The 26,990-nt window shown below is 57.9% G+C and carries 27 protein-coding genes; 13 read left to right on the forward strand and 14 right to left on the reverse strand.

Annotated elements, in window-relative coordinates; translation table 11 throughout:
* Positions 1-81 precede the first annotated feature (81 nt).
* From QQL78_RS08680 to QQL78_RS08710, 7 genes are all read left to right on the forward strand, one after another.
* Positions 82-1,212 (forward strand): PAS domain-containing sensor histidine kinase, encoded by a 1,131-nt coding sequence (locus tag QQL78_RS08680; protein WP_284372517.1) that lies wholly within the window; start codon positions 82-84, stop codon positions 1,210-1,212.
* 157 nt (positions 1,213-1,369) lie between these two features.
* Entirely contained in the window at positions 1,370-2,854 is a 1,485-nt protein-coding gene (gene purF / locus QQL78_RS08685) for an amidophosphoribosyltransferase (RefSeq protein ID WP_284375511.1), read from the forward strand.
* A gap of 39 nt (positions 2,855-2,893) precedes the next feature.
* Positions 2,894-3,529 carry an SDR family NAD(P)-dependent oxidoreductase gene (locus tag QQL78_RS08690; RefSeq protein ID WP_284372519.1) on the forward strand — a complete coding sequence of 212 codons (636 nt, stop codon included), beginning with the start codon at positions 2,894-2,896 and terminating at the stop codon, positions 3,527-3,529.
* Between the two features lie 69 nt (positions 3,530-3,598).
* Positions 3,599-4,384 (forward strand): 5'/3'-nucleotidase SurE, encoded by a 786-nt coding sequence (surE, locus tag QQL78_RS08695; protein WP_284372521.1) that lies wholly within the window; start codon positions 3,599-3,601, stop codon positions 4,382-4,384.
* Positions 4,381-5,043, forward strand: a complete 663-nt coding sequence (locus QQL78_RS08700) for a protein-L-isoaspartate(D-aspartate) O-methyltransferase (protein ID WP_284372523.1) — start codon at positions 4,381-4,383, stop codon at positions 5,041-5,043. The genes surE and QQL78_RS08700 overlap by 4 nt, the downstream gene beginning before the upstream one ends.
* A 62-nt stretch (positions 5,044-5,105) precedes the next feature.
* Positions 5,106-6,329: a peptidoglycan DD-metalloendopeptidase family protein gene (locus tag QQL78_RS08705; protein WP_284372525.1), complete on the forward strand. Its 1,224-nt coding sequence runs from the start codon at positions 5,106-5,108 to the stop codon at positions 6,327-6,329.
* Between the two features lie 416 nt (positions 6,330-6,745).
* Positions 6,746-7,684 (forward strand): Hint domain-containing protein, encoded by a 939-nt coding sequence (locus QQL78_RS08710; protein ID WP_284372527.1) that lies wholly within the window; start codon positions 6,746-6,748, stop codon positions 7,682-7,684.
* Here QQL78_RS08710 and QQL78_RS08715 read toward each other — a convergent pair.
* Genes QQL78_RS08715 through tatA form a run of 4 tightly spaced genes read right to left on the reverse strand, consistent with a single transcriptional unit; the run spans position 7,681 to position 10,112 of the window.
* Complete coding sequence (locus tag QQL78_RS08715) at positions 7,681-8,523, reverse strand: ATP-binding protein (RefSeq protein ID WP_284375513.1); 843 nt, start codon at positions 8,521-8,523, stop codon at positions 7,681-7,683. The two genes, QQL78_RS08710 and QQL78_RS08715, sit on opposite strands and share 4 nt — an antisense overlap.
* A 23-nt stretch (positions 8,524-8,546) precedes the next feature.
* The gene (tatC, locus tag QQL78_RS08720; RefSeq protein WP_284372529.1) at positions 8,547-9,425 is read right to left on the reverse strand and encodes a twin-arginine translocase subunit TatC; all 879 of its coding nucleotides are present in this window, start codon (positions 9,423-9,425) and stop codon (positions 8,547-8,549) included.
* 3 nt (positions 9,426-9,428) lie between these two features.
* Positions 9,429-9,887 (reverse strand): Sec-independent protein translocase protein TatB, encoded by a 459-nt coding sequence (gene tatB, locus QQL78_RS08725; RefSeq protein ID WP_284372531.1) that lies wholly within the window; start codon positions 9,885-9,887, stop codon positions 9,429-9,431.
* A 3-nt stretch (positions 9,888-9,890) separates the two neighbouring features.
* A complete protein-coding gene (gene tatA / locus QQL78_RS08730; RefSeq protein WP_276150385.1) occupies positions 9,891-10,112 on the reverse strand; it encodes a twin-arginine translocase TatA/TatE family subunit in 222 nt (73 codons plus the stop codon).
* A 223-nt stretch (positions 10,113-10,335) separates the two neighbouring features.
* On the opposite strand from tatA, the gene QQL78_RS08735 reads away from it, so the two are divergent.
* Positions 10,336-10,659 (forward strand): hypothetical protein, encoded by a 324-nt coding sequence (locus QQL78_RS08735; protein WP_284372537.1) that lies wholly within the window; start codon positions 10,336-10,338, stop codon positions 10,657-10,659.
* Position 10,660: 1 nt separating this feature from the next.
* The gene (locus QQL78_RS08740; protein ID WP_284372539.1) at positions 10,661-11,326 is read left to right on the forward strand and encodes a helix-turn-helix transcriptional regulator; all 666 of its coding nucleotides are present in this window, start codon (positions 10,661-10,663) and stop codon (positions 11,324-11,326) included.
* Here QQL78_RS08740 and QQL78_RS08745 read toward each other — a convergent pair.
* The 6 genes from QQL78_RS08745 to QQL78_RS08770 form a co-directional block, all read right to left on the reverse strand.
* Positions 11,323-11,691, reverse strand: coding sequence for a Lin0512 family protein (locus QQL78_RS08745; protein ID WP_284372541.1), 369 nt, complete (start codon positions 11,689-11,691; stop codon positions 11,323-11,325). The two genes, QQL78_RS08740 and QQL78_RS08745, sit on opposite strands and share 4 nt — an antisense overlap.
* On the reverse strand, positions 11,684-12,046 hold the full coding sequence (locus QQL78_RS08750) for a Lin0512 family protein (protein ID WP_284372543.1): 363 nt from the start codon (positions 12,044-12,046) through the stop codon (positions 11,684-11,686). The genes QQL78_RS08745 and QQL78_RS08750 overlap by 8 nt, the downstream gene beginning before the upstream one ends.
* Positions 12,047-12,055: 9 nt before the next feature.
* Positions 12,056-13,165, reverse strand: a complete 1,110-nt coding sequence (locus QQL78_RS08755; protein WP_284372545.1) for an ABC transporter ATP-binding protein — start codon at positions 13,163-13,165, stop codon at positions 12,056-12,058.
* 34 nt (positions 13,166-13,199) lie between these two features.
* Positions 13,200-14,558: an SLC5/6 family protein gene (locus tag QQL78_RS08760; protein ID WP_284372546.1), complete on the reverse strand. Its 1,359-nt coding sequence runs from the start codon at positions 14,556-14,558 to the stop codon at positions 13,200-13,202.
* A gap of 97 nt (positions 14,559-14,655) precedes the next feature.
* On the reverse strand, positions 14,656-15,777 hold the full coding sequence (locus tag QQL78_RS08765) for a DNA alkylation repair protein (RefSeq protein ID WP_284372547.1): 1,122 nt from the start codon (positions 15,775-15,777) through the stop codon (positions 14,656-14,658).
* Between the two features lie 5 nt (positions 15,778-15,782).
* Positions 15,783-16,562: an SDR family oxidoreductase gene (locus QQL78_RS08770; protein WP_284375515.1), complete on the reverse strand. Its 780-nt coding sequence runs from the start codon at positions 16,560-16,562 to the stop codon at positions 15,783-15,785.
* Between the two features lie 137 nt (positions 16,563-16,699).
* Between QQL78_RS08770 and QQL78_RS08775 the strand changes: the two genes are divergently transcribed.
* The 4 genes from QQL78_RS08775 to QQL78_RS08790 all read left to right on the forward strand — a co-directional run bounded on the left by QQL78_RS08775 (position 16,700) and on the right by QQL78_RS08790 (position 22,200).
* Positions 16,700-17,713 carry a Hint domain-containing protein gene (locus tag QQL78_RS08775; RefSeq protein ID WP_284372549.1) on the forward strand — a complete coding sequence of 338 codons (1,014 nt, stop codon included), beginning with the start codon at positions 16,700-16,702 and terminating at the stop codon, positions 17,711-17,713.
* Positions 17,714-17,908: 195 nt separating this feature from the next.
* Positions 17,909-19,528 (forward strand): peptide chain release factor 3, encoded by a 1,620-nt coding sequence (locus QQL78_RS08780; protein ID WP_284372551.1) that lies wholly within the window; start codon positions 17,909-17,911, stop codon positions 19,526-19,528.
* A complete protein-coding gene (locus QQL78_RS08785) occupies positions 19,525-20,445 on the forward strand; it encodes a glycosyltransferase family 2 protein (RefSeq protein WP_284372553.1) in 921 nt (306 codons plus the stop codon). Before QQL78_RS08780 ends, QQL78_RS08785 begins: the two co-directional genes overlap by 4 nt.
* A gap of 159 nt (positions 20,446-20,604) precedes the next feature.
* Entirely contained in the window at positions 20,605-22,200 is a 1,596-nt protein-coding gene (locus tag QQL78_RS08790) for a DEAD/DEAH box helicase (protein WP_284372555.1), read from the forward strand.
* A 78-nt stretch (positions 22,201-22,278) separates the two neighbouring features.
* Here the strand turns inward: QQL78_RS08790 and QQL78_RS08795 are convergent, their stop codons facing one another.
* The 4 genes from QQL78_RS08795 to nuoN all read right to left on the reverse strand — a co-directional run bounded on the left by QQL78_RS08795 (position 22,279) and on the right by nuoN (position 26,982).
* The gene (locus QQL78_RS08795; protein ID WP_284372557.1) at positions 22,279-23,949 is read right to left on the reverse strand and encodes a ribonuclease J; all 1,671 of its coding nucleotides are present in this window, start codon (positions 23,947-23,949) and stop codon (positions 22,279-22,281) included.
* Entirely contained in the window at positions 23,949-24,725 is a 777-nt protein-coding gene (locus QQL78_RS08800; protein ID WP_284372559.1) for a type III pantothenate kinase, read from the reverse strand. The genes QQL78_RS08795 and QQL78_RS08800 overlap by 1 nt, the downstream gene beginning before the upstream one ends.
* Positions 24,726-24,740: 15 nt before the next feature.
* On the reverse strand, positions 24,741-25,475 hold the full coding sequence (locus tag QQL78_RS08805) for a biotin--[acetyl-CoA-carboxylase] ligase (RefSeq protein ID WP_284372561.1): 735 nt from the start codon (positions 25,473-25,475) through the stop codon (positions 24,741-24,743).
* A gap of 64 nt (positions 25,476-25,539) precedes the next feature.
* The gene (gene nuoN, locus QQL78_RS08810; RefSeq protein ID WP_284372562.1) at positions 25,540-26,982 is read right to left on the reverse strand and encodes an NADH-quinone oxidoreductase subunit NuoN; all 1,443 of its coding nucleotides are present in this window, start codon (positions 26,980-26,982) and stop codon (positions 25,540-25,542) included.
* Between the last annotated feature and the right edge of the window lie 8 nt (positions 26,983-26,990).

The raw sequence follows: 26,990 nt of genomic DNA on the forward strand, positions 1-26,990 counted from the left end.
GAAAAGGCGGTTTTCGGGGCGACGGTAATATTTCGTTAACTAAGCTGAACTATGACTCAGGTCACCGATAAGGAGTACCTGGTGACTTCTCAGCATTCATATGGCGATTTTGACCTGATTTCGGCACCCGTTTTTGTCCTTCACATCAACGATGCAGGTGAACCGGTTTACGCTGCGATCAACGACTATGCGCTTCGCAAATCCGGCCGTCCGATTTCAGATTTTCTGGGCCGCACGGCGCAGGAAATCTACCCCCATGCCTATGGACGAACCGCCTATGCCTTTCACTGTGGTGTGCGCGACAGCGGTGTATCGACGTCGTATCAGCTGGATCTGCCCGTTGCCGGCATGCCTCGCAGCTTTCGAACCACTTTATGCCCCGACCTGGATGATGAAGGTAAGGTTACCCGTCTTGTCGGCTGCTCCACCGATCTGACACCAGAGCAAAACGCTCAGGAAGCTAAGGTTCAGTTCAACACCCTTGCCACCGAGATGGAGCAGTTTGTTGCCATGGCAGCCCATGATCTGCGCGCGCCCATGCGTCAGATTTCCGCCATTGCCGGGTTACTGCGCGACGATCTGGCAGAACAGGACATCGGCAATATTGAACTGCTGGAAACGCTGGAACGGATCGCCGCAAAAACCATGGATCTGGTGACCGAAGTATTGCAGCATGTAGAGGTCGCCGCCGAGCGAAACCCGCATACGGTCTTTAACTTTGCCACACTGTGCAATGACATCTGCGCGACACTTGATCCCACGCAGGTTCACACTGTCACAAGCTCCATGTCCACACTCAGCACTGATCGCACGGTCATGCAAATCGCCCTCTGCAATATGATTGAGAATGCTCTGAAACACGGGCACCGCGACAAGATGAAAATCAAAATTGACGTGCGTCAGGGTGATCCGGGCATGCTGGAAGTGACGCTTACCGACAATGGCATGGGTTTTTCATCAGATGCCTTGAAGGTGATGAACAACAGTCAGTTTCGCGCAGAAAGCGGATATGGCCTGTTTGCAGTAAAACGGCTGATCTCTGCACGCGGCGGCACGTTGAAGGCGCAAAATTTACCCATCCAGTCCGGTGCGATGGTACGGTTCTCCCTGCCCGGATACTGTCTTGAAGATGCGACAAAATCAGGAAACCAGAAGCGTAGCCAGGACATCGGCGATCAGCCGGGCAAGGACAGTGGGCGGCGGCGGGCGTAATCCTGTCTCCCCCGCCTCAATGCGACAGGAGCGTTTCATACAAATTTTACATATGCCCTGCTTCGGGGTGACACTGGAGATTAATCCTCCTACATAGTGTGCGTCCCCAACTGGATTCGGAGCAGCCCCACCCGTGCCCAAGATTTCCCGCAAAATCATGCCCCCCGCACACCCCTTTGACACCTCCTATCTGCGTGACGCCGGCGACGAGGATAAACTGAAAGAGGAATGCGGCGTCTTTGGCATGATTGGCGTGGCCGACGCATCGAATTTCGTCGCCCTCGGCCTGCATGCCCTGCAACATCGCGGCCAGGAAGCTGGCGGCATCGTCAGCCATGATCCCGAAGCCGGATTTCAATCCGCCCGCCGCTTTGGCTATGTGCGCGACAATTTCACTTCGCAAAAAGTGATGGAAACCCTGCCCGGTGAACTGGCCATCGGTCATGTGCGCTATTCCACCTCCGGTTCGAAAGGCCCGACAGCGATCCGCGACGTTCAGCCCTTCTTTGGCGAATTCGCCATGGGCGGTGCGGCGATTGCCCATAACGGCAATATCACAAACGCCAATTCCCTGCGCCGGGAGCTGATCGAACGGGGCAGCATATTTCAATCGTCCTCTGACAGTGAATGTATCATTCACCTGATGGCCCGCTCCTTGCAACGCACCATCCCTGAACGGATGGAAGATGCCCTGCGCCGTGTTGAAGGGGCGTTTTCTGTAGTGGCCATGACACGCACCAAGCTGATTGGTGTGCGCGACCCACTGGGTGTGCGCCCGCTGGTGTTGGGCAAGGTCGGTGACGGCTGGGCATTAAGCTCGGAAACCTGTGCGCTAGATATCATCGGCGCGGAATTTGTGCGCGAAATCGACCCCGGCGAAATGGTGGTCATCACCCCCAAGGGCATCGAATCCCATTTTCCCTTCCGCCGTCAGGAACCGCGTTTCTGTATCTTTGAACACGTCTATTTCAGCCGCCCCGACAGTATTCTGGGCGGTCGTTCCGTCTATGAAACCCGTGAAGCGATTGGCCGGGAGCTGGCCAAGGAAAGCCCGGTCGAGGCGGATCTTGTCTGCCCCGTACCGGACTCCGGCACACCGGCTGCCATCGGGTTTTCCCTTGAATCGGGCATCCCTTATGCGATGGGCATCATCCGCAACCAATATATGGGCCGCACCTTCATCGAGCCCACCGAGCAGATCCGCAACATGGGTGTGCGCCTGAAACTCAACGTCAACCGGGCGCTGATCAAGGACAAACGGGTCATTCTGGTTGATGACAGCGTGGTGCGCGGCACCACCAGCCGTAAAATCAAGGAAATGATCCTGGATGCCGGTGCCAAGGAGGTGCATTTCCGCATTGCCTCCCCCCCGACAGCCTGGCCCTGTTTTTACGGTGTGGATACCCCACAACGCGACAAATTGCTTGCGGCCACAATGTCCGAAGAAGAGATGCGCGCGCATTTGAACGTGGACAGCCTCAAATTCATCTCGCTGGATGGCCTCTATCGTGCCGTTGGCGAGGCCGAGGGGCGCAACAAGAAATGCCCGCAGTATTGTGATGCCTGTTTCTCGGGCGAATATCCGGTCACCCCCGCCGATCAGATGGATCAGGGTTTCCAAATGAAACCGGCGGCGGAGTAACCTGTCGCCCCTTCAAACCATAAGAAACAAGCAGCTCCCATGACCAAAACCGCATTGATCACTGGCGCCTCTCGCGGCTTGGGTGCCGCCCTTGCTGAGGCACTGGCCCCCACACATCACGTCATTGCCGTCGGGCGCACCACCGGCGCGCTGGAGGAACTGGACGATCGCATTCAAGCGAAAGGCGGTGCCGCCACCCTGGCCCCGATGGATGTGACCAACGCCGATGCCATGGCTGTTCTGTGTCGCGGAATCCATGACCGCTGGGGCAGCCTTGATATTTGGCTGCATTGCGCCATTCACGCAGCCCCGCTTGCCCCCGCAGATCACATTGATGCCAAGGACATGGCGAAATCGGTCGCCGGCAATGTCACCGCCACCTCGACCCTGATCACCTATGTGGCACCTTTACTGGGCCAGAGCGGGCAAGCGGTGTTCTTTGACGATCCGCGTGTCGATCACAAGTTTTTCGGGGCCTATGCGGCAACAAAATCCGCACAGATCGCACTGGCCCGCGCATGGGCCGCCGAAACCGCCAAGATCGGCCCCAAGGTCAGCATTCTGACACCTGAGCCGATGCCCACCGCCACACGCGCCCGGTTCTTCCCCGGCGAGCCACGCGAGGGCCTTAGCGACATCCACACGCAAGCGGCTGCGGTTTTGGCGCAACTTTGACCCTTTGAGGCCAAGCCTGCGCTTGCCGCGCTCTGCCCCCTCACCTATCAAGGCAGAAAGGGGCAAATCATGCGCATTCTGATTACAAATGACGACGGGATCACGGCACCGGGGCTTGAAACGCTGCACGCCATCGCCACCGATCTGGCCGGCCCCAAAGGTGAAGTCTGGACCGTGGCACCGGCCTTTGAACAATCCGGCGTTGGTCATTGCATCAACTATGTGCATCCCACGATGATGACCCAATTGGGCGAACGCCGCTATGCCGCCGAAGGCTCCCCCGCTGATTGTGTGTTGGTCGCCGTACATGACGTGATGAAGGACTGCCCGCCTGATCTGGTGCTCTCCGGTGTGAACCGGGGCAATAACTCGGCTGAAAACACGCTCTATTCCGGCACCATTGGCGGCGCGATGGAAGCGGCCCTGCAAGGGCTACCCGCCATTGCCCTGTCACAATATTTCGGTCCTGCCAACCGTGAGCTGGAAGACCCGTTTGAGGCCGCATCGAAACACGGGGCCGCCGTTTTGCGCCGCATTTTGCGCAACACGCCCGATGAAGATGTGGATTACCCACTGTTTTATAACGTGAACTTCCCACCCGTCGCAGCACTGGATGTCAAGGGCACCCGCCTTGCCACCCAGGGGCGTCGTCCCGGTGTGGTCTTTGGCACCGAACCGCACACCGCACCGTCTGGGCGACGGTTCTCATGGATCAAAGGCGGCGATCAGCAGGTCAAAACCGCCAAAGGGTCGGATGCGGCCTATAACCTTGAAGGTTATGTTTCGGTGACGCCGATGCGCGCGGATCTGACCGCCCATAACATGATGGACAGTCTTGCGGGCATCAATTCATGAGTAACGCGGACGACGCCCATTCCGCCGCAGAGCGTAAGATGCAGTTTCTCTATGCGCTGCGCTCCAAGGGGGTGACGGACAGCCGAGTCCTTGCGGCAATGGAAAGCGTTGACCGTGGCCCTTTTATCAAAGGGCTGTTTTCCGAACGCGCCTACGAGGATATGCCGCTGCCCATCGCCTGTGGCCAGACCATCAGCCAGCCTTCTGTTGTCGGGCTGATGACACAGGCGCTGGAGATCAGCCCGCGTGACAAGGTGCTCGAAATCGGCACCGGGTCGGGGTATCAGGCGGCGATCCTCAGCAAACTTGCACGCCGCGTCTATACCATCGACCGCCACCGCCGTCTGGTACATGAAGCCCGCACCATTTTTCAGGACCTTGATCTGGTGAACATCACCGCGATCACTGCCGATGGCAGCTTTGGTTTGGCCGAACAGGCCCCTTTTGACCGCATCATCGTGACGGCCGCCGCCGAAGACCCACCCGGGCCCCTTCTGGCGCAGCTCAAGGAGGGCGGCATCATGGTGCTGCCGGTGGGGCAATCGGATGCGGTGCAACATCTGATCCGTGTGCGGAAAACCGCAGACGGGCTGGAATATGACGAAATGCGTTCTGTGCGCTTTGTTCCTTTGCTGGAAGGCTTGGGCAAAGACGGATAATAGAGTATTGTGTTGCGAACCCTCGGAGACACGGGGGGGCCGAGTGTAAAGAGGACTAGCAGATGCGCCCATCCATTATGCGCCGTAAGGTACGGCTGAGCTTGCTGGCAACGGCCAGTGCCACCCTTCTGACCGCTTGCGGTGATCAACCCTTGGATTTTGATCTGCGCGGCATTGGCGGCGGCTTTTCCACGGCGGATGCAGCCACCGGCCCACTGGCCAACCGGCCCAAGCCTGACGATCGCGGTGTGATCTCCTATCCCAACTATCAGGTTGCTGTAGCCCGGCGCGGCGACACCCTGGGTGATGTTGCCAAGCGGGTGAATGTCGACCCTGCTGCGCTTGCCCGCTTTAACGGGATCAACATTGATGACACCCTGCGCAAGGACGAGATCATCGCCCTGCCGCGACGTGTCGCGGAACCTTCGCCTGCAACCGGTGCGGCGAGCAGCGGCCCGATCCAGCCGGTTGACATCAGTTCGCTGGCCGGTGGCGCAATTGACCGCGCTCCTGCAACACCCGGTGTACAAACCGCCGCCCTGCCCCCCGCAACCAACGCCCCACAGGCGCAAACCGGGCAGGAACCTGTGCGCCACAAGGTCGAGCGCGGAGAAACCGCTTATACCGTTGCGCGGCTTTACAATGTGCCGGTCAAGGCGCTGTCGGAGTGGAATGGTCTGGGGGCAGATTTTGCCGTGCGCGAAGGTCAGTTCCTGCTGATCCCCGTTGCCAAGCAGAACCCACCGGCCCGCAAGGCGACACCAGCCCCAAGTGCGACGGCAACCACCACCGCCCCCGGCACCGGCACACCTACGCCAACACCACCCTCAGCGGCCAAGCCCTTGCCCAAGGACGACACGGCCAAACCCGCCCCTGCTGCCAAGGCACCCAGCAAGCCGGTGGCAGATGTTGGCAAAACCACCAAACCCGCCAAAGCCACCAAGATGACAACTCCGGTCACCGGCAGCATCATCCGTGGCTATGCCAAGGGCCGCAATGAAGGCATCAACATCAAAGCTGCCGCCGGCACGCCGGTGAAAGCTGCCGACAGTGGCACCGTGGCCGCCATCACCAAAAGCGCTGAAGGTGTGCCGATCGTTGTCGTACGCCACGCTGGCAACCTGTTGACGGTCTATGCCAATGTGACGGATGTGAGCGTTGCCAAAGGTGACAGCGTGGGCCGTGGTCAGCAGATCGCGAAACTGCGCAGCGGTGATGACGCCTATGTGCATTTTGAGGTGCGCGAAGGATTCGACTCGGTTGATCCGGCACCTTTCTTGAACTGATACGGGTCCAAAACCGGGCCTGACATCCGTTTTCAGGGCAAATTACCTCTAAATTGCCGCGAGTTTGCCTCAAACCACACGGCAACGCCCTCATCGCGCCCCGTTTCGGGAATAGAAACAATCCAACGCACCAAGCGCGATTGGATTGAACCATGCTCAACTATAACGGTTACAAAGAAACGGAATTCAGACCAGAAGGCCCGGTTGTACCCGTGCATTCAGTGCTCAAGTGCGATGTGCGGTCTGCTCTAAACACCTGTGCCTTCGTTCAGTTGGATAAGTCTCGTGTTCACGCTTACCATCAGATAACTCGCCACATTTCCAAATGCACCACGCGGTGGGATCACCAAAAAACAACCTGTGATACAATGTCTGTTTCCCCAGTATCGGGTGCAAACCGGATGGGGAGATAGACGATGCCGACTTACCATGGCATCGGCTATCGCTGGACCGGATATAACATCCCCTCCACACCTGAACTGACAATCACCATCACAGATGATGATGCGCAGATGGATTGGTTTGGTTCAGGTGACGCCAACCAACTTGTCACCACATCAGATGGCAATCACACCAACGCAGTCGTAAACGGCGGTTCCATCCTCAATGTACGTATGGATACCAACAATGATGGCATCCAGGACGTTATTGAACCAGTTGCCTTTTTTCAGGTCGCCGGCCAATGGTACTGGCTCCCTACGCCGGGCTCGTCCTTTGAAACAGGGGATACCCTGTTGGGCAACGCCGGTGGTTGGGTGGATAGTGGCACCGGTTGGGATTACGAGGACATCACCTGCTTTGGAGCGGATACCTTAATTGATACCTCCCAAGGTCCGCGTCGCATCAGCGATCTATCCGAAGGCGATTTGGTCAATACTGATAATGGCGGCGAACAAACCGTTGAATGGATTGGGAAAAGCACAGTCAAAGCGGATGGTGACCTGGCCCCGATCATAATAACCAAGGGTACTTTTAACAACGATCGCGATATCGCTGTCTCTCCGAACCACGCAATTCTGGTTGAAGACTGGCGCGCCGAATTACTGCTCGGCACCGAAGCCGCCTTTATCAGAGCCAAAGACCTCGTGAATGGTGACACAATTTACCGAATGCCACAGGCAGAGTTCACCTATTATCACCTACTGCTAAAGGGCCACTTCGTTCTGCAAACCAGCGGTATGTTGAGCGAAAGCTTCTATCCTGGCCCAGCCGCAATGCAGGCGCTCTCTCCAAGTTCAAAAAACGAGATTGTCAGGCGTTTCCCGGCACTCTGCATTGATACGGATAGCTTTGGCCCACAAGCATTTGCCGTGGCAAAATCCTATGAAGCAGCCTGCTTTCCGACCTATGCTTAGCGCAGGGTCACGCCCTTGCGCCCTGCCAGATCCACGAAATACTGCCAGGCCACACGCCCGGACCGTGCCCCGCGTGTTGCCTGCCACTCAATGGCCTCTGCCCGCAGCGTATCGTCATCAATCTGCACCCCATGGGCATCGCAATAGCCCCGGATCATCGCAAGATATTGATCCTGATCACAGGGGTGGAAGCCCAGCCACAGGCCGAAACGATCCGAAAGGGACACTTTTTCCTCTACTGCCTCAGCTGGATTGATCGCGGAACCACGTTCGTTTTCGATCATATCGCGCGGCATCAGGTGACGGCGGTTCGACGTGGCATAAAGCACAACATTCTCGGGCCGCCCTTCGATCCCGCCATCCAGCACCGCCTTTAGCGATTTGTAATGCGCGTCATCATGGCCAAAACTCAGATCGTCACAGAACAGGATAAACCGCTGCGAAGCACCGCGCAGAAGGTTCAGCAACCGCCCCACCGAAGGCAGATCTTCGCGTTGCAATTCGACAATGCGCAAGGCCTCATGTGTTGCTACAACATTGGCATGTATAGCCTTGACAAGGCTTGATTTTCCCATGCCCCTCGCGCCCCACATAAGCGCGTTATTTGCTGGCAGGCCAGCGGCAAACTGCCGTGTATTCTGCAACAGGGTATCGCGCGCGCGGTCCACACCGATCAGCAAGGACAGATCAACGCGACTGACCTTTTCAACCGGCTCCAGCCGGTCCGGCTCTGTATGCCAGACAAAGGCCGTGGCCGCATCGAAATCAGGGGCCGCAAGCGGGGCCGGTGCCATCCGCTCTAACGCGGCGGCGATCCGATCCATGGGGTCATCTATCATCGCGTTCGGCATAGACACGCCCCTTACTTCAAATCGTCTTCATCGTCGTCAAATTCGGCCAGCAGGTCTTCGTCTTCGTCATAGAAACCTTCCGCCCGCAATTTGGCCTCACGCTGTTTTTCGACCCGTTTCACCAATTGAATGGACAGTTCATAAAGCCCGTAAACCACCACAAACAGGATCACCTGAGTGATCACATCGGGTGGCGTGACCAATGCCGCCAGCACCAGAATGGCCACAACCGCATATTTGCGCACATTGCCCAGCCCCTCGGCGCTGACCAGCCCGGCCTTGCCCATAAGCGTCAGCAAAACCGGCAGCTGGAAACACAGACCAAAGGCCACGATGAATTTGATTGTCAAGCTTAGGTATTCTTGCGCCGATCCCTGAAAGGCGATGCCGGCCACACCGTTCGCCACCGCGTCGGATCCGTCACCGGTCAGTGATCCCTGTTGGAAGCCGAGAAAGAAATCAAACGCCAGCGGGGTAACCACGTAGAACGCAAACGACGCGCCGATAAAGAACATGATGGGCGAAGCGATCAGGAACGGCAGAAACGCACCCTTCTCGTTCTTGTAAAGCCCCGGTGCCACAAACCGCCACATCTGGTAGCTGATATAGGGAAAGCCCAGTACCAGCCCGCCCAGCAGCGAGATCGAGATGGCAACAAAGAAGCCTTCTTGCAGCTTGATCAGGATCAGCCCGCAATCTTCCTGCCCGCGCTCGGCCATGGCCGAACATAGGGGATTGGTCAGAAAGTTGAAAATCGGGTTCCAGACCGTGAAACAGATGATCATCCCGATGATAAAGGCAATCACCGAATGGATCAGCCGCGTGCGCAGCTCTGCCAGATGCTCGATCAGCGGCGCTGCGCTGTCGTCAATATCGTCTGTCGCGCTCATGTGTTACTCTTTTTCCGCCACAGGAGGCGTTGCTGCCGCCTCGAGCTCTTCGGCTTTGGCCATCGCCTCTGCCGCCTCGCGTTGTTTGCGTTCGGCCGCTGCACGCGCACCCGCTGCCTGAATTTTCTTGGCGTTTGCCGCACGTTCCGCCGACAGCTTGCCGGTTTCACTTTCAGGGTCCAGATCGGTCAGGGATTTGGCTGCGGATTTCACCCCGTCCATCGCCGTGCCCACCGGATTGGTCGCCGCCTTGAGCGATTTATTGATCGAAGTGGACATTTCGCGCATGCCGCTGTCGTCCGCCGCATCGTTCATCGCAGAGGAGAACTCCCGCGCCATGCCCTTGGCCTTGCCCACAAACTGCCCGACCTTGCGAAACAGGATCGGCAGATCCTTGGGGCCGACCACAATCAGCGCCACGATCCCAATGACCAGCAGTTCGGTCCAGCCCAGATCGAACATGGATTAAACCTTGTCTTTGGTCGTATCGTTTTCGGCGACAACCTCGGTCTCAACGGTGTTGGACTCATCCGCCAGTTCTTTTTCGCCTTCGTTGATGCCCTTCTTGAAGCTGGTGATGCCTTTGCCGACCTCACCCATCAGGCTGGAAATCTTGCCGCGACCGAACAGCACCAGAACCACAACCGCGATCAGCAAAAGGCCCGGCAAACCAATATTATTCAACATGTCTTTTCTCCCATGGGGGCGCATACACCTTTGCCGCGCCCGATCTGTCAGTTCAGCCCCTGTTTTACGCAGCACCGCAGGCAAGGCAAAGTGGCAAACCTGTTTCCCGCTCCTGTTTCACGCATCAGTACAAAAATAATCGCCTCTTGTCGCATCCAACTGACAGGTTTATGTCAGTTGGCATCCCCTAGACGGGTCTCACACATGAACAAAGGAGTTTCTCATGTCCCAGACCCAAGCCACCACCGCCGCTGTTGCGGAAATCGTGACATTTCGTTTGAACGAGGGTGCCGACCCGACGGCCTTTGTCACCGCCGCACGCGCGATTGAGCCGATGCTCAAAGCCAGCGGCAACGTCCTGAGCCGCACCCTATCCTGTGATAAGGATGGCATGTGGACCGACCACGTGACATGGACCACGATGGAGGCCGCCAAATCCACCGCCGAGGCAATGATGGCCGATCCCATTGCCGCCCCGATGATGCAGATGATTGACCCCGCGCATGTCTCGATGCGTCACGGGTTGATCAAATACCAACAGGAGTAGCATGCGCCGCACTGATCGTCTGTTTGACATCATACAGATCCTGCGCGACGGTAAACTTTACCGCGCGCAGGACATTGCCGAACGGCTAGAGGTATCCACACGCACCATCTACCGCGATATGGACACGCTCAGCGCATCGGGTGTGCCCATCGAGGGCGAGCGCGGCGTGGGCTATATGATCACTCAGGCGATCAGCTTGCCGCCCCTGACCTTGACCGCATCCGAGCTTGAGGCGCTGAACCTTGGGTTGGCAATTGTCGGGCAAGCCGCGGATGACACGTTGAAGATCGCGGCTGAGACATTGGCAGACAAGATCGACGCGGTGCTGCCCGCACAAACCATTGCCGAGGCCGAGGCGTGGAAATTCGCCGTTTACCCCTTTGCCGATCCGACACGCAATCTGACCCATATGCCGCTGCTGCGTTCCGCGATCAAAGCCCGCCAGAAGGTGCGCCTGACCTATACCTCGCGCGAAAATGCCGTCACCAGCCGAGTTATCCGCCCGCTGCATATGGAATATTGGGGCCGTGTCTGGACCCTGACCTCATGGTGCGAATTGCGCGAGGGTTTTCGCGTCTTTCGCCTTGATCTGATCGAAAGCGCAGAGGCCCTGCCCGATCTGTTTGTCGATGAGCCGGGCAAGACGCTGGCGGATTACGTGCCTTAGGGTTTCAGTTTCCAACCGGATTGCGGCGGCAAAAACGCCTCTACGCTCGCTTGCGCAACCACAATCGTTTCACCCCCAGCCGGCACATTCAACCCGCCATGCACGGCGCACACCTCGGCCTCGCCGCGTGGCAACTTCGCTGTCAGCGCCGCCAAGTCCAGCTTGTCCGGTTCCTGCACGCCGATCGTCACCTGCACCCGCATCTCTTCATGCGAAACGCCCGTAACGGCGAAAAGCGGCAGCGATGAGTGGCGCAGCGCGTCTTCAATCGCGCGGCCCGCCGCCTTGGTGTAATCCATCCCGTGCAGGTCGTTGCCCATGCCCATTTCGATGATCACGCGCTGCATGTTTTTCAGATCACCCATCTGCCCGCTCCATATCAAAGCCGACAGAGAGCGCCACATTGGCCATCGCCGTTGGATGCCCGTCCCCGTGTTCCCCCTCAGGACGCGCCACATCCAGCCCGCCTTTCGAGACGTTCACCGTCACATTTCCATAGGGAAACACCGCCTTCAGCACCTCGACATCAACCTTGTCCGGCTGCTGCACCCCAACGTCCAGCGTGATCTGCATCGCGGTTTTCTCAAACCCGAAGAGTTCCGCGAGGTTGATTGAATTGTGCCAAAGGGCATCGCGCACCGCACGCTCGGCTGCTTGGGTGTAATCCCCCCGCCGCAGTGACGATCCCATGCCAAACTCAACAAGCAACGTCTCAGCCATCACCAACTCCTATTCATCAAACGGGAACACAAAGCACCGGTCGCGCGGAATAGTCAGCCACATCACCGCCCCCGGTTGCGGCAGAAACACATTCGGCACAGTTGCCCGCAAGGGGGACCCGTCATGGTCCATTACAAATTCGACCAGACTTTCCGACCCCATGAACCGCGCCCGCGACACCACGGCCCGTGCCGGCATCCCCTCTTTCGCCGTGGGGTTTGGCCCCTTGCCCGCACGGTCAAAGTCGATCCGCACATGTTGCGGGCGAAACACGATCTGCACCCGCGTGCCATCCGCAACACCGGGGGCCAGAAACCGCCCGAAAGCCGTATGCGCCAGCGCGCCCTCAACCGTCGCTTCGATCACATTCGCATCGGAAAAAAACGCAACCGCCGCGCGGTCCAGAGGCCGAGTGTAGACATTGTAAGGCGCACCCTGCTGCACAATCTTGCCATCGCGCATCAATGCGATTTCATCTGCCATTCGCATGGCCTCGTCCGGTTCATGTGTGACCAGCAGAACGGCCGTATCCTCTCCTTTGAGGATGCTCAGGGTTTCATCGCGGATGCCGTCGCGCAACCGGTTGTCCAACCCCGAAAACGGCTCATCCATTAACATGATACGCGGCTTGGGGGCCAAGGCGCGCGCCAGTGCAACACGCTGTTGTTCGCCTCCCGACAATTGGTGCGGATAGCCGTCGATAAAGCGCAACAGGTCGACCCGCGCCAACAGTTCTTCTACCCGGACGCGTTTCTCTGCCTTTGATCCCTTCAGGCCAAAGGCCACATTGTCCGCCACCGACAGATGCGGAAACAGGGCAAAGTCCTGAAACATCAGGCCAATTTCGCGCCGCTCGGGCGGGATGCGAAACACCGTGTCACAGATCAGCTTGCCATCCACATGGATCGTTCCACTGTCTTGCATCTCCACGCCCGCAATCATCCGCAAAGTGGTGGATTTGCCGCAACCCGAAGGGCCCAGCAGGCAAGTCACCTGACCCGGCATGATTTGCAGTGACACGCCATCAACAACCGGGCGGCCCGCAAAGGAACGACGCAGGTCCTTGATTTCAAGGCGCGGGACAACCGGTTGGTCCGGCGTAGAGGCAGCTAAGGTCATAGATATCCGATAGAATTACTCGGAAAAACTGCTATCAGCCCCGCCGCACCGCCGCAAGCACTCCGGCGAAGCCAACCGCCAGAACAGCCAGACAAATCACCAGCAGTTGTTCGTATTTATGCCCCTCGGGCAGGATGGCGACAAAGATCGCCCAGCTGCGTCCGAAATACGCCACCGCCCCGATTGCCGCCGCACCAAAGGCAATCAGATAGCCCCAAAGCGCCACATCGCGCCCCATCACCAGACCGACGACCAAAACCGGCGTCAGAAACATCGACGCTGTACCGCTGACCGCCACCGCATCAAACAGGGTCGCATTGCCCCAGAGTGTAAGAGCCGTGCCCGCGACCATAAAGGCCAGCATCACAACGCGCCCCCCCGCCAATGTGCGCGGTGCAAGGCGCAACTCTTCAACAACCAATCGCGCAGCAGAGGCCAAGGCGGAATCCAGCGTGCTAAGGGCAGAGACCAGCAGCGACACCATCAAGGCGACAAAGACCCAAGGCGGGAACATCACTGCCCAGGTGCCGATCAACTGCCCTTCATATTCTGCCCCGCTCAGGGCGGCCTGTATGCCAAAGAAACCAAATCCGATGATACAGACTGTGGAAATCCAGAAGGCATGTAGAAACGATGCCTTGGTGGTTTCTTCATCCGCAATAAACCCGCGGTCCATCATCACCGGATCGTGCGCGGGATAGGAAAACACCTGCAATGCAGCCACCGCCAGCAAGACCCAACCGTTATAGGCACCCGAGGTGCCGGAGGCCGTCACAACCGCGCCGAGGTCGAAATCGGGGCTGGTGATCAGCGCCAGAAACGCCAGACCAAAGACCACCAGAAACACCAGCATTTGCACAACATCCGTGCGCAGGGCCGCCGACAACCCGCCCCATGCCGAATAGGCCAGCCCAAGCACCGCAACGATCAGGATCGCCCCGGTGCCGCTGCCTGCCAGAACGGCGTTGAAGATCAACCCGACCACCAGCAGATTGGCAAAAACCTCTGACAGGAGCCGCAGCGCAATCACCAGATTGTAACAGCCGTTGCCCGCCACACCGAAATGCGCGCCCAGCCAATCCTGCATCGACCGCGCCCCTTTCGCCCGCAATCGGGCGACAATAAAGCCACCGGTCAGGAAGGAGCCGTAGTAGGCGGCATAGGCCAAGGTACCAGCAATCCCGTAGTAATACCCCAGAATCGCAGCGTTCATCAGGGAGCGTGCGAAAATCCATGTGGTGACCTGTGACAGCACCAACACCCAAAGCCCAGGCGCACGCCCCGAGACGCCAAGCCCACCAAAGAACCCGTCAACCGAGGCGCGTTTGGGGGCGGCCAGCAGACTGGCGACCAGAATGGCCGCAAAGAGCGCAATAAGAACAGTGGTTTGCATGGGCTTGCCTTATGATGACCTGTAATGGCCCAGCTTTAGCCGCCAATCGGCAAGGCAACCACCAATGATCGTCCTGGTCCCAAAAACGTGAACGGGTTTAGGGTGTCAGCTCAAAATCGGCGCGGGCCAGATCCTGCCCGTTGACCTGTAAAACCACCGCATGCGGCCCCGGATAAAGGGTGAAAGTCGTCGCATCACCCTTGAGGAAATGGGACTTTGACAGGGTCAGCGGATTGCCCGCTTTGATCTCTGCGACCTTCAGTTTGAATACTTTTTCCGCCGTCTTGCCCCCTGCCCGCGCAAAGGTGATGCGGTAATCCACCATGACCGGCAGATCCTGATCCGTCGCCAATTCACAGCCAATCGCCAGACGGTCCCCGATGGCATAGCTGTCTGCGCCCAGCGTCAGACTGGCCCGCACCGGCACGTCACCACGATAGCCCAGCAGGTCCAGCGCCCCGGCATGCCCCTGTTTCACCAAGGCGCGCAGCGCATGGCGCGTCATCCACGCAAGCTCCTTTGCATCCTGACGCCCCTCTTGCTGCCACTCCTGCAGTAGCGAGATCACCAGTTCAGGTTCTTTTTTCGCGATATCGTTCAGGTGGTTCGCCACTGAACGCGTCACATAGCGGGTTTTGTCTGTATAAAGCCGAGCCAGTAGCGGCACCCGCTGCCCGGTCTCCAGCGTGACCGATCTGGCCCATGGCAAACGGGGCCGTGTACCTTCGCTGACCAACCGGCGGACATGATAGTTGTCATCCGCCGCCCAACGCGCCAGACGGGCCAATGTTTCCTCCGGCCAACGGTTCAGGAAAGGCCTGATGTAGAACTCCATCGAGAACCGTTTGGTCGCCTCATAAAGCAGATCCAGCGCCCGTTCGCGATGGTCATCAAGCCCGTGGCGCACCGCCAATATACCAGGCATGGCGTGAATGAATTGGCCGAAATCATCGTCGCACAAGGCGGGATCCAGTGGTGCGGGCATTGCCGCTTCCAACTGGTCCGCCATGGTCGGGAAACCCTTGGCCAATTGCCCCTCAAGGCAATTGGCCATCCATTCCATCCGCTCCATCAGCTCGCGTTCACCAAAGCCAGACAGGGCTTCAGCCTGAAAACGTTCCGCATCAAAACCGGGTAGCCCGGCGGCAAACTCTGCGGCCAGCTGTGCCATGGTTTGCGGATTGAACAGATGATCCTTGAGCGAGAATTTTTCGGCCATATCAATTACATCGTGATGTTGGTTGCGCCACCATCCAGCAGCAGGTTCTGCCCGACAATGAAGCCCGCATGGGTGGAGCACAAAAACGCACAGGCTGCGCCGAATTCCTGACGGGTGCCATAACGCCCGGCGGGAATGCCTGCAGCACGTTCAATGCGCGCTTCTTCAAGTGAGATATTGCGCGATTTGACCACCACACCGTCCAATGCGTCGGCACGGTCCGTGGCATGAATGCCGGGCAGAAGGTTATTGATCGTCACACCCGATCCTGCCACCTGACGCGAGGTGCCCGCGACATAGCCGGTCAACCCGGTGCGGGCCGAATTGCTGAGGCCCAGAACGCCGATCGGCGCGCGCACGGATTGAGAAGTAATGTTAACCACCCGGCCCCAGCCGCGGTCCATCATGCCGGGCACCAGCGCCTTGATCAGCGCAATCGGGGCCAGCATATTGGCATCCAGCGCCTTGATGAAATCCTCACGGTCCCAATCGGACCACATGCCCGGAGGGGGTCCCCCGGCATTGTTGACCAGAATATCCACGTCACCCGCTGCCGTGATCACCGCCGCCTGCCCCTCATCCGTCGCCACATCTGCAGCAACGGCGGTGACCGATACGCCATAAGTGCTGCGCAGCCGCTCGGCTGAAGCCTCCAGTGCCTCTGCGCCACGGGCGTTCATCACCAGATTGACGCCCGCCTCCGCCAGTGCTTCGGCACAGCCCAGTCCCAAACCCTTGGATGATGCGCATACCAGCGCGGTTTTCCCTTTGATCCCCAGATCCATATCGCGATTCCCCTGTTGTGATTTCTTCAGACCTATCATGCTGACCGCTGACTGCCAGCAAAACACCGCAGCCTTGACCCAGCGCGGTCACAATCATAGCGTTAGCTGCTGCCAAACCCAGAGCATCAAGGATTGAAATGACCCGTTCAAGACCCGCCCCCGCGCAAGTTCTGGCCGCCTATTCAGCGCAGGATTTTATTGCCTCTGGCGGGGCAAATATGGGTGACCCTCTGTCTTTCGCCAGTGAGCTGGTGCTTGATGATGTGTATGAACTTGCTTTTGAGACAACGCCCAAACGGCTTGCGGTGCTGTCAGGCGCAGACACCCATTTTCGCATTGCGCCGGACTCCGAGCTTGGCACTGCGCGTGCCACTTTGGTGCTGGACAGCGCGATCAGCTTTATGTCCGGCGATGGCAGTATGCATGACGCATTGGTGATGGTCGAGGTGGACGAGGAAGGCAGCGTTGCCGAAGTTTTCCTGATGCCCCTGACCACACTTAGCAGCGGTGTCGAATACAGGCTGGTTGGCATTGACACCACCACCGCACGACAGAAGTTCGCACAGGTTGCCAGCGTCTCCTTCACCCGTGGCACCCATATCACGCTGGCCTCTGGCGAACAGCGGTTGATCGAAGAGCTTTCTGTCGGGGACCGGATCTTGACCCGCGATGACGGTGTGCAGCCGCTGCGCTGGATCGGGCAAAGCACCGTCCGCGCCGTGGGGGATTTTGCGCCGATCAAAATCCATGCCGGCACGCTAAACAATGATCACGACCTTATCGTCAGCCCCGACCACCGCCTGTTTATTTATCAACGCAGCGATGCACTGGGGACTGGGCGTGCGGAAATCATGGTCAAAGCCCGCCATTTGGTGAACGGCAGCACGGTCACCGTGATGGACGGCGGTTTCGTCGACTATTTCCAACTGCTGTTTGACAGCCATCAGATTGTCTATGCCGAAGGCATCGCCGCAGAAACGATGTTGATCGACACGCGCACCAAATCTGCCCTGCCTGATGCGCTTTCCGCGACAATGGGCGCGGTGATCCCAGGACATTCCGATCTGCCACATGCCGGTTTGGACGTCAGCGAGTCGTTGCTGGATCGCCCGGATATCGCAGAACTGTTGCGCAAGGCATCTGCGCGTTAGCGTGTGGACGGGCCATTTACCTACCATGATCGCACGAGATTACCCTCTGGCCTGCGACAGGTAAAAACACCGCAACCCTTGTTTCCACCGGTATCTAGGGTATGTGTACGCCCGATGAACGCCGGGCAGAATTTGGCCCGACATTTACCTTTCCCCGACACATCGGTGAGAAATACATGAGGAACGGCGCGCAAGATGTTGGATACACTGAATAACCGAGGCGAACTACCTCCAGAGATTGCCCGCCGCCGCACCTTTGCCATCATCAGTCACCCTGACGCTGGCAAGACCACATTGACGGAAAAATTCCTGCTGTTTGGTGGGGCGATCCAAATGGCCGGACAAGTCCGCGCCAAAGGTGAGGCGCGCCGGACACGTTCCGACTTTATGGCGATGGAAAAGGACCGTGGGATCTCTGTCTCTGCCTCTGCCATGTCGTTTGATTTCGCCAGCAAAGACGATGTATTCCGCTTCAATCTTGTCGACACCCCCGGCCACTCTGATTTTTCTGAAGACACCTATCGCACCCTGACCGCTGTGGACGCTGCGGTGATGGTGATCGACGGAGCCAAGGGTGTGGAAAGCCAGACCCAGAAGCTGTTTGAAGTCTGCCGCATGCGCGACCTGCCGATCCTGACCTTCTGTAACAAGATGGACCGCGAAAGCCGGGATGTTTTTGAGATCATTGATGAAATTCAGGAAAACCTCGCCATTGATGTCACCCCCGCCAGCTGGCCCATCGGGGTGGGCCGTGACTTTATCGGCTGTTACGACATCCTGCGCGACCGGCTGGAACTGATGGACCGTGCAGACCGCAACAAGGTCTCTGAATCTGTTGAAATCAATGGGTTGGATGACCCCAAACTGGCCGAACATGTGCCCGCCGCCCTGCTGGACAAGCTGCGCGAAGACCTCGAAATGGTGCGCGAACTGATGCCACCTCTGAATGCTGAACTGATGGCCGAAGGGTCGCTGACCCCGATCTGGTTCGGCTCTGCAATCAATTCCTTTGGGGTCAAGGAATTGATGGAAGGCATCGCCAAATTCGGCCCCGAACCGCAGATCCAGAAGGCCGAGCCGCGCCAGATCCTGCCCGAAGAAAACAAGGTTTCCGGTTTTGTTTTCAAGGTTCAGGCCAATATGGACCCGAAACACCGGGACCGTGTCGCCTTTGTGCGGCTCGCCTCGGGCCACTTCCTGCGCGGCATGAAAATGACCCATGTGCGCACCAAGAAACCGATGGCGATCACCAATCCGGTGATGTTCCTTGCCTCAGACCGCGAGCTGGCCGAAGAGGCTTGGGCCGGTGATATCATCGGCATCCCGAACCACGGGCAATTGCGGATCGGTGACACGTTAACCGAAGGGGAAGCTTTGCGCGTTACAGGTATCCCGTCCTTTGCGCCCGAACTCCTTCAAGGCGTGCGTGCGGGCGATCCGTTGAAGTCAAAGCATCTGGAGAAAGCCCTGATGCAATTTGCCGAAGAAGGGGCTGCAAAAGTATTCAAACCCTCCATCGGCTCTGGCTTTGTTGTGGGCGTGGTGGGCCAGTTGCAGTTCGAAGTTCTGGCCAGCCGGATCGAGCTGGAATATGGCCTGCCGGTCCGGTTTGAACAGTCGCAGTTCACCTCTGCGCGTTGGGTCAATGGCGAAAAACCGGCGGTGGACAAATTCACTCAGGCGAACCCGCAACATATCGCCCATGATCATGATGGCGACATTGTTTACCTGACGCGGCTGCAATGGGATATTGACCGGGTCGAACGTGACTATCCCGATGTGCGGCTGACCTCGACCAAGGAAATGATGGTGTGACAGCAACCTGGGGGATCAGCGCCACGATCCTCGCGCCGGTTCGCGACATCCTGGGGTTTGCCGCCTACCATCTGGAGGCGGGTGCCCACCGCATCTACATCTATCTGGATGATGACAATCGCGCGGCATATGACGCTCTGAAGGCACATCCCAAAACACGCCCCACCCTGTGTGATGCGGATTGGTGGAAGGGCAAACGTCCGAAAAAACATCAGGTCCGTCAAACACATAATGCGACCCATACCTATCAGCGCCGGTCCGAGGTCGACTGGCTGATCCATATGGATGTGGACGAGTTTCTGGTTGCGGACCGCCCGATTGGCGACATTCTGGCGGATCTGCCGGGCGAAGATAAAATCGCACGGATCAGACCGATGGAGCAACTCGCGGGGGATGGCACCGCTTTCAAAGCCTTTGTGCCCAATGGCCCGGACCGAAACCGCGTTGTTGCGGCGCTTTACCCGACCTATGGCAGTTATATCAAAGGTGGCTTCCTGAGCCATCTGGCCGGAAAATGCTTTGTTCGCAGTGGCTTGGATGGGGTGCGCGTGCAAATCCACAATGCCTTTCAACATGATGAGATGCTCAAAGGCCCCGAATCCACCAATGGGATCGACCTTGCCCATTGCCACGCCAAATCATGGGAAGACTGGCACGCGGCCTATCGCTACCGGCTGGAAAAAGGATCCTACCGTGCTGAACTGGCCCCCAACTGCCCCCGCGACAAAGGTGGGCTGTCGATGCATGAGCTGTTTCAGATGATCGAGGCCGAAGGTGGCACGGCCGGACTTCAGGCATTTTTCAATGAGGTTTGTGCCGATACGCCCGCTCTGCGCGACCGCTTGGCCGCCCATGGGTTGCTAAAACAGGCTAAACTTGACCTAAATACCACAATTTCCAAGCATTTTCCCGTCTAAATTCGCAAAGACACCCCCAAATATGCGATCTATTTGACGCGCACCGTCCAAGTTGCTATCGGTGCGCCACATGTCGCGGCAGATACCGCCCTTGGGCCAATCGGGCCGACGTGACTGATGCAGCGGGCCGAAATCAGCGTCCGCCAAAACCGGACACATATGACAAAATTTTCTGATCTAAAGCTCAGCCCCAAAGTGCTTAAAGCAATTGATGAAGCCGGGTATGAATCCCCGACCCCCATTCAGGCGGGTGCCATCCCCCCTGCCCTTGAAGGGCGCGATGTTCTGGGAATCGCCCAGACCGGGACCGGCAAAACCGCCAGTTTCACCCTCCCGATGATCACCATGCTGGCCCGTGGCCGTGCCCGCGCACGGATGCCGCGCTCACTGGTGCTCTGCCCGACACGCGAATTGGCCGCACAGGTTGCCGAAAACTTTGATACCTACGCCAAGAACGTAAAACTCACCAAAGCACTGCTGATCGGAGGGGTCTCGTTCAAGGAACAGGACATGGCCATCGACAAAGGTGTCGACGTCTTGATCGCAACACCCGGGCGTCTGCTGGATCATTTTGAACGTGGCAAGCTGATCCTCAATGACGTAAAAATCATGGTGGTGGATGAGGCCGACCGGATGCTCGACATGGGGTTCATCCCCGATATCGAACGCATCTTTGGGCTGACCCCTTTCACCCGCCAGACTTTGTTTTTCTCGGCCACCATGGCACCCGAGATCGAGCGGATCACCAATACATTCCTCAGCAACCCTGAACGGATCGAAGTGGCCCGTCAGGCGACTACGAACAAGAATATCACCCAAGGGGTGCTAGAGTTCAAAGCGTCGCGCAAAGACCGTGAAGGGTCCGAAAAACGCAAGGTGCTGCGCGCGCTGATCGATGCAGAGGGTGACAAATGCACCAATGCCATCATCTTTTGCAACCGCAAGATGGATGTGGATATCGTCGCCAAGTCATTGAAAAAATACGGTTATGACGCGGCCCCTATCCACGGCGATCTGGATCAAAGCCAGCGCACCAAAACCCTCGACGGGTTCCGTGAAGGGACATTGCGTTTCCTTGTGGCCTCTGATGTGGCGGCACGTGGGCTGGATGTGCCTTCGGTCAGCCATGTCTATAACTTTGACGTACCCAGCCACGCCGAAGACTATGTGCATCGCATTGGTCGCACCGGACGTGCGGGCCGTGACGGTACTGCGATCATGATCTGCGTGCCGCGCGACGAAAAGAACCTCGCCGATGTTGAACGTCTGGTGCAGCATGAAATTCCACGTCTGGAAAACCCGCTCGGCAGCGCAAAGGCCCCTGCAAAAGAAGCTGAAAAGCCTGCAGAGGATGCGCCCAAGTCAGAAAAGCCGAAACGCAGCCGTTCACGCAGCCGTAAATCGGATGATGCGCCCAAAGCGAAAGCCCCAGAGGCCGCCAATCAGAATGTTGCCGATGATGCCGGCAAGGCCGACAAGCAGAGCAGTGATGCCCCTGCCCAAGCCAAGCAGGAAAAGAGCGACGCAGAGCGCCATACAAAGCGCGACGGTGCGCAGGACGGCAAGAAAGACAGCAAACGCAACGACACCCGCGACAACAACCGCAGCCGCAATGACAATCGCGGTGGTGGGCGCAACGATAACCGGGGCGGCGGGCGTGGCAATAATGATCGCGGCGGCAACCGGGTTGTCGGTCTTGGTGATCACACACCAGAGTTTATCGAGCTGAGCTTTGCCGAGCGGCCAGACAGCTGATAAGCCCTTCATCTGAAACAAAAACGGCCCCGCAATAAATTGCGGGGCCGTTTTTGTTTCTAGGACGCAGCGTCGAGGTCAGCTTAACCGGCTGACCACAACTGTGACCTCAGGCTTTTTCCCAATCTCATCATTGGCCGACTGGCGCACAACGCGTTTCAGCCCGTCGTTCAGCTTGGTATCATCACGCAGGGTCGCAGCTTTGGAGCGACCCAGAAACTGGCTCAGGTCCTCTTCCAGCACATCCACCAGTGACGCGCCGGATTTACCCATATCTGGCAGACCCATGGCATCGACCCAAGGATCCCCCAGCGGTTCGTCCTCATCATCCAGGATAACAGTCACAGTGACATGACCATTCAGCGCCATGCGGATCCGGTCACGCACAACGCCGTCCAAGGCCCCAATCTGCACCGAACCGTCGATATAGGTGCGGCCGGTTTCGATATATTCCGCCACTTTTGGCGTATTGCCGGAAAGATCGATCATCATACCATTCACGGCCAGCACACCTTTGATGCCCTTGCCGTCTGCAATCTTGACATGCTCGCGCAGGTGACGGTGTTCACCGTGCATCGGGATCAGGATTTGCGGTTTCACCACATCATGCAATGTCTCAAGATCGGGCCGGTTGGCGTGGCCGGACACGTGATAGTGACCACCGGAAGATTCATCCACCACATCGACACCACGTTCGGAGAATTGGTTGATGATGCGAATGACACCTTTTTCATTGCCGGGGATGGTCTTGGAGGAAAACAGGAACATGTCCCCTTCCTTCATCTCGATCCCCTGAAACTTGCCTCGGGCCAACTGCGCACTTGCTGCACGGCGCTCGCCCTGTGACCCTGTCACCAGCAGCATCAGGTTCTCACGCGGAATGCCACGTGCGTCTTCAGGGCTGACCACCGGTGGGAAATCCTTCATCACACCGGTTTCAAGCGAAGCTTCGACCATACGTTTCATCGCACGGCCCAGCAAAACGACAGAGCGCCCGGCCTTATCCGCCGCAACCGCCAGCGTTTTCACCCGCGCCACGTTAGAGGCGAAGGTTGTTGCAACAACCATGCCCTCGGCGCTGCTGACCAGTTCCTCAATCGCTGGCCCCACCGTTGCTTCGGAACGACCGGGATTGCGAGAGAATACATTGGTACTGTCACAGACCAGCGCCTTGACGCCGTCCTTACAGACCTCGGCCCAGAGGTCGGGATCATAGGCTTCGCCAACACCCGGCGTCAGGTCAATTTTGAAATCACCGGAATGGATCACACGCCCCTCTGGCGTGTCGATCACCAGGGCAGAGCTTTCAGGGATGGAATGCGAAATCGGCAGAAAACCAACGGTGAACGGCCCAACCGTAACTTGCTGTGGCCAAGCGGAAGTCACGTGGATCGCATCCGCCGGATGGCCATGTTCGTCCATCTTACGGGCGGCAATATTGGCTGTGAACTTGCGCGCATAAATCGGCGCCTGCAACTGCCCATAGGTATGGGCGATGCCACCCACGTGGTCCTCATGGGCATGGGTGACAAACACCGCTTCGATGCGATCCTTGCGTTCCCGCAGCCAGGCAATGTCCGCAATAATCAAATCAACGCCGGGGCTGCCGTCCATATCGGGAAAAGCCACGCCCAGATCGACAACGATCAAACGTTCCTTGCCGGGTTTGCCGTAGCCATACACATAGGCATTCATGCCTATTTCACCTGCCCCACCGAGGGGCAGATAGATCAATCTTTCACTGCTCATTAGTCAGCTAAATCCTTGTTATACTTATAAATCACGGTCAAGCCGTGCATTGTGAGGTCATCACGGAATTCATCAAAAAGGTCTACCGCCTGCTGGAATAGCGGGGCCAGACCACCGGTCGAAATCACGCGCATCTCGCGCCCGCGTTCCGCCTTTATCCGCGCACATATCTCACGAACCAGTCCGACGTAACCCCAGAAAACACCGGATTGCATACAAGCAACAGTGTTGGTGCCCACCACATGCTCGGGCTGGCTGATATCCACATGGGGCAAAGCGGCGGCGGCATTGTGCAGCGCCTCCAGCGACAGGTTCACACCGGGGGCGATGACGCCACCGATATATGCCCCATCGGTGTCCACCACATCAAAGGTGGTTGCCGTGCCAAAATCGACCACGATCAGATCACCGCCAAACAGGTCATGACCCGCTACGGTATTCACCAGCCGGTCCGGCCCAACGGCTGTGCCCGCGTCAACACGTACCTCAACAGGCAGAGCACATCCTGCCTTGCCCACCACGATGGGACGGGTGTGGAAATAGCGATCTGCAAAAACGCGCAGGTTAAACACCACCCGCGGCACGGTTGACGATATCACCACATCGGTGATGTCCACCTCGATCTTTTCAAACCGCATTAGCGAGGTCAGCCAGACGTAATATTGATCCGCCGTGCGCTGCCACTCTGTCGCGGTGCGCCATGTGGCGATAAACTCTGATCCATCATAGATCGAAAAAACCGTATTGGTATTGCCGCAATCAATTGCCAAAAGCATCGGAGATCTCCGTTTTTAGAAAAACACATCCGCAGCGGCAATCGACACAGACCCTTGAGAGGTTTGCAGGATCAGATTGCCGCTTTCGTCGATCCCCTCAAAGGTGCCTACTGTCTCTTCACGCATGGTGCGAGCGGTAATCACCTCGCCAAGCTTCGCGGCATGGGCAAGCCAGGCACGTCGGATCGGGGCAAACCCATGGGTGGTGAATTGCACGTCAAGTGATGCATATTCCCGCGCCAGCACGTCTAGGAACACCTCGGGCGCAACATCAACGCCCAGATCACGCGCAAGGCTCATCGGTTTCAACGCGCCAGCCTCCAGCACCTCCGCCCCCGGCGCATGAACAAGGTTTACGCCAATCCCGATGATCAGATGCTCCCCAGAGCTTTCCAACAGGATGCCCGCCACCTTGCCACCGTTAAGCAAAACATCATTAGGCCATTTCAGCGCAAATGCTTCTGGCCGGCCAGTAACCTCGACAAAGGTGCGGTGCAGCGCCAAAGCCGTCACAAATGACCGAAGGGCAGCAACACCCGGCTCTTCAAGCCGACGCATGATCAGTGTACCGGCAAAGTTACCCCGTGGTGTGGCCCAGGCCCGCCCCCGGCGCCCACGTGCGGCGGTTTGCTCCAACGCGAGGATCCATGTCGGGCCAGTCAGCCGCGGCAGCATCCGCGCCGCTTCGGCGAGGGTGCTGTCCACCACATCAAATACACAGCGGTCATATCCTGCGGGCCAGCCGCTCATGTGATCCAAGCCGCATTGACGCCGTAAGAGCCGCTGGAAGGAACGGCCTGCACGGGCAGACCGCTCAATTCACCAACGCGGCGGCGGCAGACATTGCCGCAGTTTCAACACCGAACATATTGATGATCCCGAAGATCATGATCAGCGCTGATGCGGTCAGGAACACCGGCAGGATACGGCCGGACGAACGGTCAAGCTGTTCGCTCTGCTCTTCGCCGAAATACATGTAGAACACGATGCGCAGATAATAATAGGCACCGATCACAGATGCGATCACACCGGCAATCGCCAGCCAGACCAGACCCGCTTCATATGCAGCACGTAGCACATAAAGCTTGCCGAAAAAGCCCAGCATCGGTGGAACACCGGCCAGCGAGAACAACAGAACCAGCATCGACAGGGCCCGCCCCGGATGCGCCTTGGCATACATGTTCAGCGACGCAATATCAGTTACCGGCGCGCCGTCTTTCTGCATCATCAGGATAAACGCAAAGGTGCCGACATTCATCGTCACATAGATCGCCATATAGACCAGCATCGCATGCACACCAAAGGCAGTTCCCGCGGCCAGCCCCATCAGCGCATACCCCATATGCGCGATGGAAGAGAAGGCCATCAGACGTTTGATATTGGTCTGACCGATCGCGGCAACCGCGCCAAGGAACATCGACAGCAAGGACAGCAGCGCGACAATCTGGCTCCAGTCGCTGACTGCATTGCCAAAGGCATCATGCATCACGCGGGCAAACAGCGCCATCGCCGCAACCTTGGGGGCTGTGGCAAAGAAGGCGGTGACCGGTGTGGGCGACCCCTCATAGACGTCAGGCGTCCACATGTGGAAGGGTACGGCAGAGACTTTGAACGCCATGCCTGAAATCAGGAAGACAATACCCAGCAGCATCCCAATGGAGGTCTCCCCCCCCTGCGCGGTAGTGATGATGCCAGAGAACAGCGTGGTGCCCGAATAGCCATAGACCAGCGACGCACCATAAAGCAGCAGGCCGGATGACAGCGCGCCAAGCACGAAGTACTTCAACCCCGCCTCGGTAGAGCGCACGGAGTCGCGGCGCAGCGAGGCCACCACGTAAAGCGCCAGCGATTGCAGTTCCAACCCCATGTAAAGCGCCATTAGGTCCCCGGCAGAGACCATCATCATCATGCCAACGGCGCTGAGAGCTACGAGAATGGGATATTCAAACCGCAGCAAACCCCGTGTCCGCATGTAGTTTTCGGACATCACCAGAACCGCCGCTGCGGACAGCAGGATGGTCACCTTGGCAAAACGGGCAAACCCGTCTTCGATGAACATGCCGTTGAACGCGACGCGCGTCCCCTCGCCCGTGGTGCCGATCCATGCCGCCAAGACGACAAAAACAATCGCCGTGACCCAGACCAGCATGCCGCCAACCTTGTCTTTGGTGGTGTAAACAGCAACCAGCAGCCCTGCCAGCGCAAAGGCAGACAACAGGATTTCGGGCAGAATGACGTTCAGGTCTGCGGTAATCATCGCATCTA

The sequence above is a fragment of the Sulfitobacter pacificus genome (assembly GCF_030159975.1).
GTDB classification, from domain to species: domain Bacteria; phylum Pseudomonadota; class Alphaproteobacteria; order Rhodobacterales; family Rhodobacteraceae; genus Sulfitobacter; species Sulfitobacter pacificus.

Excerpts from the sequence above, each read along its gene's own strand:
- purF (WP_284375511.1), top strand. The coding sequence starts at position 1,370 with ATGCCCCCCGCACACCCCTTTGACACCTCCTATCTGCGTGACGCCGGC.
- QQL78_RS08690 (WP_284372519.1), top strand. The coding sequence starts at position 2,894 with ATGACCAAAACCGCATTGATCACTGGCGCCTCTCGCGGCTTGGGTGCC.
- surE (WP_284372521.1), top strand. The coding sequence starts at position 3,599 with ATGCGCATTCTGATTACAAATGACGACGGGATCACGGCACCGGGGCTT.
- QQL78_RS08700 (WP_284372523.1), top strand. The coding sequence starts at position 4,381 with ATGAGTAACGCGGACGACGCCCATTCCGCCGCAGAGCGTAAGATGCAG.
- QQL78_RS08705 (WP_284372525.1), top strand. The coding sequence starts at position 5,106 with ATGCGCCCATCCATTATGCGCCGTAAGGTACGGCTGAGCTTGCTGGCA.
- QQL78_RS08710 (WP_284372527.1), top strand. The coding sequence starts at position 6,746 with ATGCCGACTTACCATGGCATCGGCTATCGCTGGACCGGATATAACATC.
- QQL78_RS08715 (WP_284375513.1), bottom strand. The coding sequence starts at position 8,523 with ATGATAGATGACCCCATGGATCGGATCGCCGCCGCGTTAGAGCGGATG.
- tatC (WP_284372529.1), bottom strand. The coding sequence starts at position 9,425 with ATGAGCGCGACAGACGATATTGACGACAGCGCAGCGCCGCTGATCGAG.
- tatB (WP_284372531.1), bottom strand. The coding sequence starts at position 9,887 with ATGTTCGATCTGGGCTGGACCGAACTGCTGGTCATTGGGATCGTGGCG.
- tatA (WP_276150385.1), bottom strand. The coding sequence starts at position 10,112 with ATGTTGAATAATATTGGTTTGCCGGGCCTTTTGCTGATCGCGGTTGTG.
- QQL78_RS08735 (WP_284372537.1), top strand. The coding sequence starts at position 10,336 with ATGTCCCAGACCCAAGCCACCACCGCCGCTGTTGCGGAAATCGTGACA.
- QQL78_RS08740 (WP_284372539.1), top strand. The coding sequence starts at position 10,661 with ATGCGCCGCACTGATCGTCTGTTTGACATCATACAGATCCTGCGCGAC.
- QQL78_RS08745 (WP_284372541.1), bottom strand. The coding sequence starts at position 11,691 with ATGGGTGATCTGAAAAACATGCAGCGCGTGATCATCGAAATGGGCATG.
- QQL78_RS08750 (WP_284372543.1), bottom strand. The coding sequence starts at position 12,046 with ATGGCTGAGACGTTGCTTGTTGAGTTTGGCATGGGATCGTCACTGCGG.
- QQL78_RS08755 (WP_284372545.1), bottom strand. The coding sequence starts at position 13,165 with ATGACCTTAGCTGCCTCTACGCCGGACCAACCGGTTGTCCCGCGCCTT.
- QQL78_RS08760 (WP_284372546.1), bottom strand. The coding sequence starts at position 14,558 with ATGCAAACCACTGTTCTTATTGCGCTCTTTGCGGCCATTCTGGTCGCC.
- QQL78_RS08765 (WP_284372547.1), bottom strand. The coding sequence starts at position 15,777 with ATGGCCGAAAAATTCTCGCTCAAGGATCATCTGTTCAATCCGCAAACC.
- QQL78_RS08770 (WP_284375515.1), bottom strand. The coding sequence starts at position 16,562 with ATGGATCTGGGGATCAAAGGGAAAACCGCGCTGGTATGCGCATCATCC.
- QQL78_RS08775 (WP_284372549.1), top strand. The coding sequence starts at position 16,700 with ATGACCCGTTCAAGACCCGCCCCCGCGCAAGTTCTGGCCGCCTATTCA.
- QQL78_RS08780 (WP_284372551.1), top strand. The coding sequence starts at position 17,909 with ATGTTGGATACACTGAATAACCGAGGCGAACTACCTCCAGAGATTGCC.
- QQL78_RS08790 (WP_284372555.1), top strand. The coding sequence starts at position 20,605 with ATGACAAAATTTTCTGATCTAAAGCTCAGCCCCAAAGTGCTTAAAGCA.
- QQL78_RS08795 (WP_284372557.1), bottom strand. The coding sequence starts at position 23,949 with ATGAGCAGTGAAAGATTGATCTATCTGCCCCTCGGTGGGGCAGGTGAA.
- QQL78_RS08800 (WP_284372559.1), bottom strand. The coding sequence starts at position 24,725 with ATGCTTTTGGCAATTGATTGCGGCAATACCAATACGGTTTTTTCGATC.
- QQL78_RS08805 (WP_284372561.1), bottom strand. The coding sequence starts at position 25,475 with ATGAGCGGCTGGCCCGCAGGATATGACCGCTGTGTATTTGATGTGGTG.
- nuoN (WP_284372562.1), bottom strand. The coding sequence starts at position 26,982 with ATGATTACCGCAGACCTGAACGTCATTCTGCCCGAAATCCTGTTGTCT.